15 protein-coding genes are annotated in these 15,454 nt (G+C 64.5%); 10 read left to right on the forward strand and 5 right to left on the reverse strand.

Annotated features, from left to right (window positions below):
• Positions 1-44: 44 nt before the first annotated feature.
• Together FIU94_RS07815 and FIU94_RS07820 are read right to left on the reverse strand one after the other, a co-directional pair.
• Positions 45-2,561 (reverse strand): ABC transporter permease, encoded by a 2,517-nt coding sequence (locus tag FIU94_RS07815; RefSeq protein ID WP_152465245.1) that lies wholly within the window; start codon positions 2,559-2,561, stop codon positions 45-47.
• Positions 2,558-3,226 (reverse strand): ABC transporter ATP-binding protein, encoded by a 669-nt coding sequence (locus tag FIU94_RS07820; protein WP_152465246.1) that lies wholly within the window; start codon positions 3,224-3,226, stop codon positions 2,558-2,560. Before FIU94_RS07820 ends, FIU94_RS07815 begins: the two co-directional genes overlap by 4 nt.
• 347 nt (positions 3,227-3,573) lie before the next feature.
• Between FIU94_RS07820 and FIU94_RS07825 the strand changes: the two genes are divergently transcribed.
• Both FIU94_RS07825 and FIU94_RS07830 read left to right on the forward strand, forming a co-directional pair.
• On the forward strand, positions 3,574-4,287 hold the full coding sequence (locus tag FIU94_RS07825; RefSeq protein WP_152465247.1) for an arylesterase: 714 nt from the start codon (positions 3,574-3,576) through the stop codon (positions 4,285-4,287).
• A gap of 3 nt (positions 4,288-4,290) precedes the next feature.
• Positions 4,291-4,908 (forward strand): SOS response-associated peptidase, encoded by a 618-nt coding sequence (locus FIU94_RS07830; RefSeq protein WP_152465248.1) that lies wholly within the window; start codon positions 4,291-4,293, stop codon positions 4,906-4,908.
• Positions 4,909-4,973: 65 nt separating this feature from the next.
• On the opposite strand, the gene FIU94_RS07835 is transcribed toward FIU94_RS07830, so the two are convergent.
• Entirely contained in the window at positions 4,974-5,180 is a 207-nt protein-coding gene (locus FIU94_RS07835) for a cold-shock protein (RefSeq protein WP_067294005.1), read from the reverse strand.
• 285 nt (positions 5,181-5,465) lie between these two features.
• Here FIU94_RS07835 and FIU94_RS07840 point away from each other — a divergent pair, with 285 nt between their 5' ends.
• Positions 5,466-6,788 carry an NAD(P)-dependent oxidoreductase gene (locus tag FIU94_RS07840; RefSeq protein WP_152465249.1) on the forward strand — a complete coding sequence of 441 codons (1,323 nt, stop codon included), beginning with the start codon at positions 5,466-5,468 and terminating at the stop codon, positions 6,786-6,788.
• A gap of 116 nt (positions 6,789-6,904) precedes the next feature.
• A complete protein-coding gene (gene preA / locus FIU94_RS07845) occupies positions 6,905-8,209 on the forward strand; it encodes an NAD-dependent dihydropyrimidine dehydrogenase subunit PreA (RefSeq protein ID WP_152465250.1) in 1,305 nt (434 codons plus the stop codon).
• Between the two features lie 12 nt (positions 8,210-8,221).
• On the opposite strand, the gene FIU94_RS07850 is transcribed toward preA, so the two are convergent.
• Entirely contained in the window at positions 8,222-8,587 is a 366-nt protein-coding gene (locus FIU94_RS07850; RefSeq protein WP_152465251.1) for a hypothetical protein, read from the reverse strand.
• Positions 8,588-8,738: 151 nt separating this feature from the next.
• The gene (locus FIU94_RS07855) at positions 8,739-9,356 is read right to left on the reverse strand and encodes a TetR family transcriptional regulator C-terminal domain-containing protein (RefSeq protein ID WP_152465252.1); all 618 of its coding nucleotides are present in this window, start codon (positions 9,354-9,356) and stop codon (positions 8,739-8,741) included.
• 150 nt (positions 9,357-9,506) lie between these two features.
• On the opposite strand from FIU94_RS07855, the gene FIU94_RS07860 reads away from it, so the two are divergent.
• From FIU94_RS07860 to FIU94_RS07885, 6 genes are all read left to right on the forward strand, one after another.
• On the forward strand, positions 9,507-10,757 hold the full coding sequence (locus FIU94_RS07860; RefSeq protein WP_152465253.1) for a Zn-dependent hydrolase: 1,251 nt from the start codon (positions 9,507-9,509) through the stop codon (positions 10,755-10,757).
• A gap of 61 nt (positions 10,758-10,818) precedes the next feature.
• Positions 10,819-11,142: a hypothetical protein gene (locus tag FIU94_RS07865; protein WP_152465254.1), complete on the forward strand. Its 324-nt coding sequence runs from the start codon at positions 10,819-10,821 to the stop codon at positions 11,140-11,142.
• 71 nt (positions 11,143-11,213) lie between these two features.
• Entirely contained in the window at positions 11,214-12,674 is a 1,461-nt protein-coding gene (gene hydA, locus FIU94_RS07870) for a dihydropyrimidinase (RefSeq protein ID WP_152465255.1), read from the forward strand.
• 70 nt (positions 12,675-12,744) lie between these two features.
• Positions 12,745-13,509 carry an ABC transporter ATP-binding protein gene (locus tag FIU94_RS07875; protein ID WP_254702652.1) on the forward strand — a complete coding sequence of 255 codons (765 nt, stop codon included), beginning with the start codon at positions 12,745-12,747 and terminating at the stop codon, positions 13,507-13,509.
• Between the two features lie 237 nt (positions 13,510-13,746).
• Positions 13,747-14,610, forward strand: a complete 864-nt coding sequence (locus tag FIU94_RS07880) for an ABC transporter permease (protein ID WP_152465257.1) — start codon at positions 13,747-13,749, stop codon at positions 14,608-14,610.
• On the forward strand, positions 14,610-15,449 hold the full coding sequence (locus FIU94_RS07885; protein WP_152465258.1) for an ABC transporter permease: 840 nt from the start codon (positions 14,610-14,612) through the stop codon (positions 15,447-15,449). Before FIU94_RS07880 ends, FIU94_RS07885 begins: the two co-directional genes overlap by 1 nt.
• Positions 15,450-15,454: the final 5 nt, after the last annotated feature.

The raw sequence follows: 15,454 nt of genomic DNA on the forward strand, positions 1-15,454 counted from the left end.
CCCGATCCGCCGGGGGATGTGCAAGCCGGGTCCGGACCATTGCGTCATTCCCGCGCACGCAGGACCTGCGCGGGCCGGGCATTGAGCGCGCGCAGGGCAAACCCCAGTCCGGCCAGCACAGACGCCAGCGCCCCGCCTGCCACGATCATGAGGGCAGAGGGCCAGATCACGCTGAACCGGGTCTCCATCACGAAATGACTGATCGCCCAGCCCCCCAGAATACCGGCCAGCAGCGCGACACTGCCCGCAAACAGCCCCAGAAGCGCCGCGCGCAACACAAAGCTGGCGGCGATGGCGCGCCGTGACGCACCCAATGTCTTGAGCAGCGCGGATTCATAGCGCCGTGCCTCGGCCCCTGCCGCCGCCGCACCGATCAGCACCACGAACCCCGTCAGCAGCGTGGCCAGCGCCCCGTAGGAGGTCGCGGCGGCGAGGCTTGCCAGCACGGCGGATACCCGGTCGATGGCGTCGCGCACCCGGATCGCGGTGATGTTGGGATAGGCGGTTGCCAGATCGCGCAGAATCGCCGCTTCGGCCTCCTGCTCGGCATAGACGGTCGAGATGAAAGTATGCGGCGCACCGGCCAGCGCGGCAGGGTTCATCGTCAGGACAAAGCCGATCCCGGCGGTGGAAAAATCCACCTCCTGAAAGGCGGCGATGGTGCCGGTGATGTCGCGGCCCAGCACGTTGATGGTCAGCGTGTCGCCCAGCTTCAGACCCATCTCCTCGGCCTCTTCGGCGGCAAAGCTGATCAGCGGCGGGCCGTCGTAATCCTCCGCCCACCATTCACCGGCGGTGATCGTGGCATCTGCGCCGGGGCGGGCGGCATAGGTCACGCCCCGGTCGCCGCGCACCACCCAGTGATCGCCCGCGACCTCGCGCGCCGGTCTGCCGTTGATCTGGGTCACGACGCCGCGCAGCATCGGCGCGCTGTCGATGCGGCTGACGCCGGGGTCATCCTCCAACCGTTGGGTGTAGCCCGGCATCTGGTCCTTCTGGATGTCGACAAAGAAATAGGACGGCGCCACATCCGGCAGGTTGCCCGCGATGGCCTGCCGCAGGTTGCCGTCGATCTGCCCCACGGCAGCCAGCACCGACAGGCCCAGACCCAGCGACAGCACCACGGCACCGGCGCCTTCGCCCGGTCCCGCAAGGGCCGCCAGCGCCCAGCGCAGCCGGGGTCGGCCCCGCGCCAGCCGCGCACCGCCCCGTGCCACCACGCGCAGCAGCATCGCCGCCAGCACAAGGATCAGCAGCGCCCCGGCAATGCCGCCCAGCGTCCAGAGCGTCAGCCGCCACGACCCGTTGAACCAGCCCGCAAGCCCCACCAGCGCCGCCGCGAGCGCCGCGATGGCCACAAGATACTTCGCAGCCGGCAGTCGCCGCGCCCCGGCCCAGGCATCACGAAAAAGAGTTGCCGCGCGCACATCCTCGCTGCGCGCCAGCGGCCAGAGAGTAAAGGCCAGCGCCGTCAGCAGCCCGTAAAGCGCCGCCTCGATCAGCGGCGCGGGATAAACCGCGAAACTGGCCGGCAAGGGCAGCCGTGCCGCGATGATCGGCGACAGCAGCAGCGGCACCAGACCGCCCAGCACCACGCCGATCAGGACACCCAGCAAGGACAGCGCCCCGATCTGAATGAAGTACGTCTGAAAGATCGTCGACCGCTCCGCCCCCAGGGCGCGCAGGGTGGCGATCACCCCGGTCTTGCCCTGCAGATAGGACCGCACCGCGGCAGAGACCCCGACGCCCCCGACGGCAAGGCCGGACAGACCGACGAGCACCAGAAAGGCGCTCAGCCTTTCGACGAAACGCGCCACTCCCGGCGCACCGTTGCGCGCATCGGTCCAGCGCATCCCGGCATTCTCGAACCGGGTCTTTGCCTCGGCCTCCAGTGCTGCCAGGTCGGTGCCCTCCGGCAGGTCCAGCCGGTACTTGCTGTTATAAAGCGTTCCCGGCGCCAGCAGGCCGGACCCGTCAAGCGCATCGCGGCGCAACAGCGTGCGCGGCCCCAGCGCAAACCCACTGGCGGCGCTGTCCGGTTCGCGCAGGATCAGTGCATTCAGGCGGTAGTCGCGGGTGCCAAGGCGGAAGACATCGCCAGGTTCCAGCCCCAGCCGGTCGGACAACGCACGCTCCATCACCGCGCCGGGCAGGTCGTCCTCGGTCGCCAGCGCCAGCTCCAGCGGCATCTCGGGGTCGAGCCGCATCTGCCCCACCAGCGGATAGGCATCGTCCACACCTTTGATCTGGGTCAGGGCGCGGTCATCGCCGACCACCGCCATGGACCGGAATTCGACGATCTCGGACAGGGCGTCCGACCGTTCGGCCATCCAGGCCTGCTCTTCGGGCGTGGCGAACCGATAGGTGAAATCAAGCTCGGCATCGCCACCCAGCAGGGCCGCGCCTTCGCGGGCAAGGCCCGCCTCGATCGCTGCACGCACGGACCCCACGGCGGCAATGGCCGCAACCCCCAACGCGAGACACGCAAGGAACAGGCGAAAGCCGCGCAGGCCTCCGCGCATTTCGCGGCGGGCAAACCGGGCGGCAAGCGCAAGGCTCATGCGATCTGCCCGTCGGCCAGCGCGATGGATCGGTCGCAACGGTCGGCCAGCACCGGGTCATGGGTGACAAGCACCAGCGTCGCACCGTATTGGTCGCGCAGGGAAAACAGCAGGTCCATGATGGCGGTGCCATTGGCGCTGTCCAGATTGCCGGTGGGTTCATCCGCCAGCAGAATGTCCGGGCGCGGCGCGCAGGCCCGCGCCAGCGCCACCCTTTGCTGTTCTCCCCCCGACATCTGCGCCGGATAATGGCCGGTGCGATGGCCCAGTCCGACGGTATCCAGCGCCTCCTGCGCGCGGTCGAAGGCGTCCGGGACCCCTGCAAGCTCCAGCGGCGTCGCGACGTTCTCGATCGCGGTCATCGTCGGTATCAGGTGAAAGGACTGGAACACGATGCCCATGCGGCCCCGCCGGAACCGCGCCAGCGCGTCTTCGTTCATCACGGTCAGGTCCTGACCCAGCGCCTGGACCGTGCCGCCGGTGGCCTGCTCCAGCCCGCCCATCACCATCAGCAACGACGACTTTCCCGACCCCGAAGGCCCGGTCAGCGCGACGCTTTCCCCGCTGTCGACCTTCAGGGAGATACCGCGCAGGATATCGACAGGTCCGGCATTGCCCTTGAGCGACAAAAGCACATCTTGAAGGTGGAATACGGTGTCATTCACGCCGGGGCCTTTCTGCGGGGTCCCTAGGGCTAGCGGACATTCATTTTCCACCACCCGTTTCAGTCCAAAATTGCTCAGTTCCAGGCGAGAGAGCGCAGGAATAGCCAGCTATTTCAAGCTCTCTTAACGCAGAAATGGGCAATTTTGGCGAAACCCCTTCGGGGCGCGGCGGATTTTGCCTCTGCCTCTCGGATTTTCGCTTCCAATGATCACATTGCTGCGCTCAAATCAGAGCGCCAGCGGCAAAATCCGACTCGCGCGGGTGGCGGAAGATGAATGTCCACAGGCCCTTAGGATATGGAGTTGTTATGATGATGCGCAAGGCGATAAGGCGTTTCGGAGTGAACATGAAACATCCCACATCACTTTTCGCGTCCGACCGACGGGAAAGGCAGGCAAGAGGTGCTTCAGGCATCGCCCGAACCGCTCTGGTGGGGGTCGTTCTGGTCTGGGGCCAGGCCGTTGCGGCGCAAGAGGTCGTGGTCGCGGCATTGGGCGACAGTCTGACACAGGGCTACGGGTTGCCCGCCGATCAGGGTTTCGTCCCGCAGCTGGAAAACTGGCTGCGCGCGCAGGGCAGCGAGGTGACGCTGGTCAACGCGGGCGTGTCCGGCGATACGACCGCCGGGGGTCTTGCCCGCGTGGGCTGGACCCTGACACCCGAGGTGGACGGGATGATCGTGGCGCTGGGCGGCAATGACCTGTTGCGGGGCCTTGCCCCCGAACAGGCGCGCGCCAACCTCACCGGCATCCTGCAGGCAGCGCAGGATGCCGAGGTCGAGGTGCTGTTGATCGGGATGGAGGCACCGGGCAACTACGGGCCCGACTACAAGGCCGATTTCGACGCGATCTATCCCGAACTGGCCGCCGAATTCGACACAGGGTTTCTGGGCAGTTTCTTTGCCGGACTGACAGAAGGCGATGCGCCCGCCGATCCGGCGCAATTGCAGACCTACTTTCAGGCTGACGGTATCCATCCCAATGCCGAAGGGGTCAGCCGCATCGTGGCCCGGGTGGGCCCCGAGGTGCAGGCGCTGGTCGAGCGGATCGCGGCGGACTGATCCTTGCCGGGGCGGCTGTTTCTTACCGCGCCAATCCCGGCGCTGGCGGCAGAGTTGGGTGTGCCTGCCGCAGGATTGGCAGACGAACCGCCGCGCGCCAATATCGCGCCCGGGCAGCAGATCGTGACGCTGACCGAGGCGGGGCTCGTGCCGATGCGCTGGGGCATTGTCCCGGTGGGGCGGGTCAACGCGCGGGGCCGTCCCGTGATGGAAATGCTGGTGAACGCGCGCAGCGAAACGGTTTTCGACAAAAGCGCCTTTGCCGGGACCGGCCGCGCCGTGGTGCCGGTGAACGGTTGGTACGAATGGACCGGCGAGAAACGGCGCAAGACGGCCTGGCGGATCGCGCCTGTGGGCGGTGGCTTTCTCTACTTCGCCGCCATCACCGACCTGTGGCAGGCCCCGGGCGGGATGCAGGTGGCCCAGGTGGCCACCTTGACCTGCCCGCCGAACGGGGACGTGGGGCCGGTCCATCATCGCATGGGTGTCCTGCTGGCGCGAAAGGACATTCAAACCTGGCTCACCAGCGGCGAAGAGGCGGTGCGCCCCCTCATGCGGCCCTGGCCGGATGGGCGGTTGCAGGTGACACAGGCCGGAGACGTCGACTGGTCCGCGCCCTGAACCCGGTCCCGAAAAAGAAAACGGGCGCATGAAAGCGCCCGCATTCCCTCATGAAACTGATGTGTTCAGGCCAGCGCGATATTCGCCGCGCTCTCACGGCCGTCACGGCCTGCTTCGACATCGAAAGTCACTTTCTGGTTGTCCGCGAGGCCGGTCAGACCCGCGCGTTCTACTGCAGAGATGTGGACAAAGATGTCTTTGCCGCCCCCATCAGGGGCGATGAAGCCGTAGCCTTTGGTCGTGTTGAACCATTTTACGGTGCCAGATGCCATGGACCGGGTCTCCTGTCTTTGGTCTGCCCGCAGGATGCGGCAGCGTGGCTCGGACGAAAGCGTGATCGTTCCAGCGCCGAAAGGCAGGGAGTGTCGAAAGTCGTTCGTGCAGCGGGGTCGATAATGAAAGGAATCACTCGAAAATCAAGTGCCTTTCGGTTGCTCGGCCCAATCGGCGGCCACTTGCGCAAGAAATTTCACCGGAATGAAATAATTTGACCACTTGATAAAAAAATTACTCTGATGCAGAGTTTTTCAGAACCCAGCCAAAGCAAGGTGCTCCAGATGACTTCAGACGTCTTTGAACCGGGAATTCTAGCGGGTCGGCTGAACCCGGAGGCATATCAGACCCAGTTTGCGGATCTGCATCCGCCGCTGGAGCATCACGAGGCGCTGGTGGCGGCGGATCGGTGCTATTTCTGCCATGATGCCCCCTGCATCACCGCCTGCCCGACGGATATCGACATTCCGCTGTTCATTCGACAGATCGCGACGGGCACGCCGGATGCGGCGGCCAAGACGATCCTGAGCCAGAACATCCTGGGCGGCATGTGCGCGCGGGTCTGTCCGACGGAAACCCTGTGCGAACAGGCCTGTGTGCGTGAGATGGCCGAGGGCAAGCCGGTGCTGATCGGCCAGTTGCAACGCTATGCGACGGACCATTTGCAGGCGCAGGGGGTGCATCCCTTTGTCCGCGCGGCCTCCACCGGCAAGACTGTGGCGGTGGTGGGCGCGGGCCCGGCGGGCCTGTCCTGCGCGCATCGGCTGGCGATGCTGGGGCATGACGTGGTGATCCACGATGCGCGGCCCAAGCCGGGCGGTCTGAACGAATACGGCATCGCGGCCTACAAGACACCGGGTGGTTTTGCCCAGGCAGAGGTCGACTGGCTGATGCAGATCGGCGGCATCAGCTTCAGGCATGAAAGCGCGCTGGGCCGGGACCTGACGCTGGAGGATCTGAAGGCGGAGTATGACGCCGTGTTTCTTGGCATCGGTCTGGGCGGTGTGAACGCCCTGGGGGCCGAGGGCGAGGACAAGACAGGCGTCAGCGACGCGGTCGATTTCATTGCCGAATTGCGTCAGGCCGATGATCTGTCGGCCCTGCCAATTGGCCGCGACGTGGTGGTGATCGGCGGCGGCATGACGGCGGTGGACGCCGCGGTGCAGGCCAAGCTGCTGGGGGCGCTCAACGTCACGCTGGTCTACCGGCGCGGGCGCGACCGGATGAATGCCTCTGTTTTCGAGCAGGACCTCGCCGCTTCCAAGGGGGTGCGGATCGTGACGCATGCGGTGCCGGTGGCGGTGCATGGCAACGGCGCGGTGCGGGAGATCGAATTCGAATATGTCGACGACGCGATGAAGGGCACCGGGCAGAAGCTGAAACTGCCCGCCGACCAGGTGTTCAAGGCCATCGGCCAGACGCTGGAGGCGCAGGGCGTGCCTGACCTCGACGGACGCAAGATCAAGGTGGACGGCACCGGCCGGACCAGCGTGGCGGGCATCTGGGCCGGGGGCGATTGCGCCAGCGGCGGCGACGACCTGACCGTGACCGCCGTGGCCGAGGGCCGCGATGCGGCGATGGACATTCACATGGCACTGACCAAATGAGGTTTCGCATGCGAAACCTTGTTTATTAACAATGGGTTAACATCTGAGGCGCGCCCCGCGAGGCCACCGCCGGAAACGAGCGCATCGGAACGGACACATCATTTGAGGATTGCACAATGGCTGATCTGACGACCGACTTTATCGGGATCACATCCCCGAACCCGTTCTGGCTTGCCTCTGCGCCGCCGACGGACAAGGAGTACAACGTGCGCCGCGCCTTCGAGGCCGGGTGGGGCGGTGTGGTCTGGAAAACACTGGGGTCCGAGGGGCCGCCCGTGGTCAATGTGAACGGCCCGCGCTATGGCGCGATTTACGGGGCGGACCGGCGCCTGCTGGGTCTGAACAACATCGAACTGATCACCGACCGCGACCTTTACACCAATCTGGAAGAGATCAAGCGCGTCAAGGCCGACTATCCCGACCGGGCCATCGTCGTGTCGATCATGGTCCCCTGCGAGGAGGAAGCCTGGAAGGCGATCCTGCCGCTGGTCGAAGACACCGGCGCGGACGGGATCGAGCTGAACTTTGGCTGCCCCCACGGGATGAGCGAGCGCGGCATGGGCGCTGCGGTGGGCCAGGTGCCGGAATACATCGAAATGGTGACGCGCTGGTGCAAGCAGTATTATTCAAAGCCGGTGATCGTGAAACTGACGCCGAACATCACCGACATCCGCAAGCCCGCGGCGGCGGCCAAGGCCGGGGGCGCGGATGCGGTCAGCCTGATCAACACGATCAATTCGATCACCTCCGTCAACCTCGATACCATGTCGCCGGAGCCGTCGATTGACGGCAAGGGATCGCATGGCGGCTATTGCGGACCGGCGGTCAAGCCCATCGCGATGTCGATGGTGTCGGAGATAGCGCGCGACCCCGACACGCGTGGCTTGCCGATCTCGGGGATCGGCGGCGTCACCACATGGCGCGATGCGGCGGAGTTCATTACGCTGGGCTGTGGCAACGTGCAGGTCTGCACCGCCGCGATGACCTATGGTTTCAAGGTTGTGCAGGAAATGATCAGCGGCCTGTCCGACTGGATGGACAGCAAGGGCCACACCAGCATCGACGACTTCAAGGGCGCGGCCGTGCCCAATGTCACGGACTGGAACCAGTTGAACCTGAATTACATCGCCAAGGCCAAGATCGATCAGGACCTGTGCATTTCCTGCGGCCGCTGCTTTGCCGCCTGCGAGGACACCAGCCATCAGGCCATCGCCATGTCAGAGGACCGGACGTTCACGGTGATCGACGCGGAATGCGTCGCCTGCAACCTGTGCGTCAACGTCTGCCCGGTGGAAGACTGCATCACGATGGAGGCGATGGCACCCGGCAGCACCGATCCGCGCACCGGCAAGGTGGTGGAGCCGGACTACGCCAACTGGACGACCCATCCGAACAATCCCTCTGTGACCGCCGCCGAGTAATAGGTCCAGAGCCTAGGCCTGTCCGGCCCCTTTCAGGAAGGGTGAGGTCGGTAAGGGGTCGGGCATGGTGCTGGAAATTTCTGCCAGTGTCGGCATCAGGTTTTCGATCTGCGCGGCCATGATCGAACCTGCCGTGGCGTCCGTCGGACGGCGTGACAGCGCGGGGCGCTGTGCCGCCTCACCGCCCGCACCGGCACCGGTGCCGGAATGGGAGGTCGAGGACCCCTGTCGGGGGGTATCGGCGGGGCGGGTGGCGGGCGCGATCCTGACCGCGGGTGACGTTGCGGTGACACTGGCATCGGTGCCCTGTACGACTTTTTGCCCGGCCGTGGCCGTGCCATGCACCGCGAATGGATTGGTCAAAAGTAGAACACTCATCTCTGCTCCGATCATGTGAAACAGGGCTTTTCGCCCATGAGACAGCCTGCGGCGCAATCATGAAGGAAGTGTAAAGACGCCTGTGCCTGGCCGGGATGCTGCGCCTGCGGCCCCGTGGGATACCGAGAAACGGCAGCGGGATCCGGGCCGCTCAGACCTTGAGCATCGCTTCGAACATCCGCCGCAGGTGGGTGGAGGCCCGGGCGTGCGGGTCTTCATCGGGGCCCATCAGGATACTGACCTGGCTTTCGAAATCCGCATAATGCTGTGTCGTGGCCCAGATCGAAAAGATCAGGTGCTGCGGGTCCAGCGGCGGCAGCCGGCCCTGGGCGGACCAGCTGGCGATCAGGGCGCATTTCTCGTCGAAGAGCGGTTTCAGGTGGCCGGTCAGTTCGGGTTCGATCCGCGGGGCGCCCTGAAGGATCTCATTGGCGAACAGCCGGCTTTCGCGGGGCAGGTCGCGGGCCATGTCGAGTTTGCGCTGCACGTATGACAGGATTTCCGTCGCCGGATCACCTTGCGGGTTCATCGCCACCAGCGGATCCAGCCAGCTGTCCATCAGACGGCTGAGCAGGGTGACGTGGATGTCCTCCTTGCCGTCAAAGTAATACAGGATGTTCGGCTTGCTCAGTCCTGCCTCCGCCGCGATCTGATCGAGCGTCGCGCCGCGAAAGCCGTGCCGCGAAAACACCTCAAGTGCTGCGTCCAGGATCTTTCCACGGTTGCGTTTCTGGATGCGGCTTGGTTTCTTGGACGCGCCGTCTGGCAAGGGCGTCTCCCTTCGGATGCTGATAATTGAGGCATGTCCCCAAAGCACGGAAACGAGGCCAAAGCAGTTCTTGACAGATGCCAGTGTAATCGCAATCGTGCCTTTACCAAATGGTAAAATTTAATCGCCAGCCTGTCGAGGAGCCAGCAGATGCCCGCACCCGGAGAGAACCTGAGGACGAACCCGGACCGCCTGTGGGACAGCCTGATGGAGATGGCCAGGATCGGGCCGGGCGTGGCGGGTGGCAACAATCGGCAGACCCTGACGGATGAGGATGCCGAGGGCCGCGCGCTGTTCCGGAAATGGTGCGAGGACGCGGGCTGCACCATGGGGCTGGACCAGATGGGCAACATGTTCGCGCACCGCGAGGGCACGGACCCCGACGCGTTGCCGGTCTATGTGGGCTCGCACCTTGATACGCAGCCGACGGGCGGCAAGTATGACGGCGTGCTGGGTGTGCTTGCGGGGCTTGAGATCGTGCGCACCCTGAATGACCTGGGGGTCAAGACCAAGCACCCGATCGTCGTGACCAACTTCACGAACGAGGAGGGCACCCGCTATGCCCCCGCGATGCTGTCATCGGGGGTGTTCGCGGGGATCCACACCCAGGACTGGGCCTATGATCGCGTCGATGCGGAGGGCAAATCCTTTGGCGACGAGCTCAAGCGCATCGGCTGGCGCGGCGAGGAAGAGACGGGTGCGCGCAAGATGCACGCCTTTTTCGAGCTTCACATCGAACAGGGGCCAATCCTGGAGGCCGAGGACAAGCAGATCGGGGTTGTCACCCACGGGCAGGGATTGTCCTGGACGCAGGTGACGGTGACGGGCAAGGACAGCCACACCGGATCGACCCCCATGCCGATGCGCCGCAACGCGGGGCTGGGCATGGCGCGCATTCTGGAGAAGGTGGACGAGATCGCCTGGTCGCACAAACCGCATGCGGTGGGGGCGGCGGGGCATATCGACGTCTATCCCAATTCGCGCAACGTGATCCCGGGCAAGGTGGTCTTTACCGTCGATTTCCGGTCGCCCGACCTGAGCGTGATCGAGGACATGGAAAAGCGCCTGCGGCAGGAGGCGCAGAAGATCGCGGATGACATGGAGCTTGGCATCGAATTCGAGAAGGTCGGCGGGTTCGACCCGGTGGCATTCGATGAGGGATGCGTCAGCGCGGTGCGCGACGCGGCCGAGCGGCTGGGCTACAGCCACATGAACCTGATCTCGGGCGCGGGGCACGATGCCTGCTGGATCAACCGCGTCGCCCCCACGGCGATGGTGATGTGCCCCTGCGTCGACGGGCTGAGCCACAACGAGGCGGAAGAGATTTCGAAGGACTGGGCGCAGGCGGGCACCGATGTCTTGTTGCACGCGGTGGTGGAAACAGCAGAGGTTGTCGGGTGAGGCTGGTGCCGATTTTTTGGAAAAAATCGGTCCGGAATTTTCGAAAATTCCGGGGCAGCGCATGATTGCACAGGGGCTGTCGATACCCCGGCGGATCAGCACGCTGCTGGATGCGGAGGTGGCGCAGGCCCTGTCCAGCGCCGACCGTATCGACCGGCGCACCGCCCGGGAATTCCAGCGCCTGCGGCGTGTGCCGCGCGAAGTGACGGTGACATTTTCGGGCGGCATCACCCAGCGGTGCTGGTCGGTCAGCCGCGGGGACGGCACCTACCGGGTCGTTTACCTGCCGACAGCGGGGTATTTCTCGCTTTGCGTGGAAAGCGATTTCGGGCCGCTGGATATCGGGGTGCACGGGCCTGCGCTGGGGTGTTTCGGATCGGTCTGAGGCGGGGGCGCGGCCCCCGCGGGACGCTTCGGAACATTTGGGCACAAAGAGAAACTGACGGGAGAGACGTGATGAGCAAGGTGATCAAGGGCGGCATGGTCTGCACGGCGGACCGGACCTGGAAGGCGGATGTGCTGATCGAGGGCGAAAAGATCGTCCGCATCGGCGAGGACCTGACAGGCGACGAATATATCGACGCGGAAGGCGCCTATGTCATTCCCGGCGGGATCGACCCGCATACCCATCTGGAAATGCCCTTCATGGGCACCACCGCCGCCGAGACCTTCGAGAGCGGCACATGGGCCGCCGCCTGTGGCGGGACCACGATGATTGTCGATTTCTGCCTGCCGGGTGCCGATGGCAGCATCAAGAACGCGATCAACGAATGGCACCGCAAGTCCGCGCCCCAGATCTGTTCCGACGTCGGCTATCACATGGCGATCACCGGCTGGGACGAGAATGTCTTTAACGAGATGAAGGACGCCGTGGAGATGGGCGTGAACTCGTTCAAGCATTTCATGGCCTACAAGGGCGCGCTGATGATCGAGGACGACGAGATGTTCGCGTCCTTCAAACGCTGTGCCGAGCTGGGCGCGCTGCCGATGGTCCATGCCGAGAACGGCGACCTGGTGGCAGAGCTGCAGCAGAAGTATTTCGATCAGGGCATCACCGGGCCGGAGGGCCACGCCTATTCCCGCCCACCGGAGCTGGAGGGGGAGGCGGCGAACCGTGCGATTACCATCGCCGATACCGCCGGTGTGCCCTTGTACATCGTGCATGTCTCCTGCGAGCAGACCCACGAGGCGATCCGCCGGGCGCGACAAAAGGGGATGCGGGTTTACGGCGAGCCGCTGATCCAGTTCCTGACGCTGGACGAGAGCGAATATTTCAACAAGGACTGGGACCATGCCGCGCGCCGCGTCATGTCGCCCCCGTTCCGCAGCAAGGACCATCAGGACAGCCTCTGGGCCGGGTTGCAGGCGGGGTCGCTGCAGGTGGTGGCGACGGACCACGCCGCCTTCTCGACCGAGCAGAAACGTGCCGGCAAGGATGATTTCCGCATCATTCCCAACGGGTCGAACGGGCTGGAGGAACGTCTGAGCGTGCTCTGGACGACAGGGGTGGAGACCGGGCGGCTGACGCCGAACGAATTCGTCGCCGCGACCTCGACCAATGTGGCCAAGATCCTCAACATCTATCCGCGCAAGGGGGCCATCGTCGAAGGCGCGGATGCGGATATCGTGGTGTGGGATCCCAAGATCACCAAGACGATCACACCCGCCAACCATCATTCGGTGCTCGACTACAACGTCTTCGAGGGCTTCGAAGTGACGGCGAACGCGCGTTACACGCTGAGCCGGGGCGAGGTGATCTGGGCCTGGGGGCAGAACAGCCAGCCGCAGCCGGGCCGGGGCAAGTTCATCCCGCGCCCCGCCTTCCCCAGCGCCAACGTGGCGCTGTCGAAATGGAAGGAGTTGAATTCTCCGAAGATGATCAAGCGCGATCCTTTGAACATTCCGGCGGGGATTTGACCAGGTGACTGATGCATCGCCCGCCGGGGACACGTCTGCCCCCGCCAGCTCCTTATCGCAGCAGCCGGTTATTTCGGCACGTGACCTCGACCTGACTTTCGAGACCAGCGATGGGCCGATCCACGCGTTGAAGGATGTCAGCCTGGATATCGACAAGGGCGACTTCGTCTCCTTCATCGGCCCCTCGGGTTGTGGCAAGACGACCTTCCTGCGGGTGATGGCCGACCTCGAAAAGCCCACGGGCGGCACTGTTACGGTGAACGGCATGACGCCGGAAGAAGCCCGGAAGTCGCGGGCTTATGGCTATGTGTTCCAGGCGGCGGGGCTTTATCCCTGGCGCACGATTGGCGGGAATATCCGCCTGCCGCTGGAGATCATGGGCATCCCCAAGGCCGAGCAGGACGCGCGCGTGGCGCGGGTGCTGGATTTGGTGGAGTTGAGCGGGTTTGAGCGGAAATTCCCCTGGCAGCTGTCGGGCGGGATGCAGCAGAGGGCCAGCATTGCGCGGGCACTGGGGTTCGATGCGGATATCCTGCTGATGGACGAGCCCTTCGGCGCCCTGGATGAAATCGTGCGCGACCATCTGAACGAGCAGTTGCTGAAACTGTGGGAACGCACCGGCAAGACCATCGCTTTCGTGACGCATTCGATCCCGGAGGCGGTATTCCTCAGTACGAAAATCGTGGTGATGTCGCCGCGCCCGGGCAGGATCACCGACGTGATCGACAGCCCGCTGCCGCGCGAGCGGCCGCTGGATATTCGCGACACGCCGGAATTTCTGGAGGTGGCCCACCGGGTGCGTAAAGGGTTGCGGGCGGGGCATGGAGATGCGTGAGCGCGATAAAGCGGCCCGGTCCGCCACGACTTGCTGTGACGTTCCGGGTCCGCTCCGCCGTTTGTGTGGGGAGGCGAGGTCCCCCTTCATCGTTCACGGTCATCGGCTCACCAGCCTGTACCGCTGGTGCAGAAAACAACCAATTCCTTTCATTGTTCTTAAAATACACAAAATCCACCGCCTGCGGCTGGCCGGGTCATTTGTGTATTTGAGGAACAATGAAGCAGGGGGTGTCGCATGAGGCGGTCTGTCGTCCCTGTGTTGACCGTCGTCGGGTTCCTGCTGGTTTTCTGGTATGCAGCGGCGGTCTGGCTCAACGCGCCCTGGGCCTACAACAAGGCGCAGCGCGCCGGGGCGGATCTGACAGCGGTGCAGCTGGTGACGGATACCTGGTCCCAGAAGAAGCCGAAGCTGCCCGCGCCGCATCAGGTGGTGCGGGAAGTCTGGGAAACCACCGTGCAGAAGGCGATTACCTCGAAACGGTCGCTGGTCTATCATTCTGGCATCACGCTCAGCGCGACCTTGCTCGGGTTTGCCCTGGGCACGGGGCTGGGTATCTTGCTGGCAGTGGGGATCGTCCACAACAGGACGATGGACCTGTCGGTCATGCCGTGGGTCATCGCGAGCCAGACCATTCCCATTCTCGCGATTGCGCCGATGATCATCGTGGTGCTGAACGCCGTCGGCGTTTCGGGCCTGCTGCCGAAGGCGTTGATCAGCATGTATCTGTCGTTCTTTCCGGTTGTGGTGGGCATGGTCAAGGGGCTGCGCAGCCCCGATGCGATGCAGCTGGACCAGATGCGCACATGGCATGCGAGCCGGGGGCAGACTTTCTGGAAGCTCAGGCTGCCGTCTTCGATGCCGTATCTCTTTACCTCGCTGAAGGTCGCGATGGCGGCATCGCTGGTGGGGGCCATTGTGGGTGAGCTGCCCACGGGGGCGGTTGCTGGGCTCGGCGCGCGGTTGCTGGCAGGCAGCTATTACGGGCAGACGGTGCAGATCTGGTCGGCGCTGGTGATGGCGGCGGTTCTGGCAGCCTGTCTGGTCGGGTTCATCGGCCTGTTGCAGCGGTTCACCCTGCGCCGGATGGGGATGAGTTGATGGGTTGGGTTCTGTTCGCCGTCGCCGCATGGCTGCTGGGCTTGCTGATAAACGTCTCGCTGGCACGACGGCCCTCCAGCTGGTGGGTGTCGCTTGCGGCGCCGATTGTCTTTGGGGTCACGCTGTTGGCGGTGTGGGAGGGCGTGGTGCGCGGGTTCGGGATCAACCAGGTGCTGCTGCCTGCGCCCACGGCGATCGCGGCTCGGATCTCAGCTTCGGCTGACCTGCTCTGGGCCGATTTCGTCCAGACCGTGCTGAAGGGCGCTCTTTCGGGCTATGTGATCGGCTGCGGCGCGGCTTTTCTGATCGCGGTGGCGATCGACCGCTTTCCGTTCTTGCAACGGGGTCTTCTGCCCGTCGGGAATTTCGTGGCCGCCCTGCCGGTGATCGGGATGGCGCCGATCCTGGTGATGTGGTTCGGCTTTGACTGGCAGTCCAAGGCGGCGGTTGTCGTGGTCATGGTGTTCTTTCCCATGCTGGTGAACACGGTGCAGGGATTGCAGGCGGCCGATGCAATGCAGAAGGATCTGATGCGCACCTACGCGGCGGGCTACTGGTCCACCATGATCAAATTGCGACTGCCCTGTGCGATGCCCTTCGTGTTCAACGGTCTCAAGATCGGGACGACGCTGGCGCTGATCGGTGCGATCGTTGCTGAATTTTTCGGCTCGCCCATCGTCGGGATGGGCTTTCGCATCTCGACATCGGTGGGGCAGTTGACCCTGGACCTGGTATGGGCAGAAATCTTTGTCGCGGCGCTGGCGGGCTCGGCCTTCTACGGGCTGATGGCACTGGCCGAACAACGCGTGACATTCTGGCATCCAAGCCAGAGGCATTAATCAAG

It is taken from the genome of Sulfitobacter sp. THAF37, assembly GCF_009363555.1.
Taxonomy (GTDB): domain Bacteria; phylum Pseudomonadota; class Alphaproteobacteria; order Rhodobacterales; family Rhodobacteraceae; genus Sulfitobacter.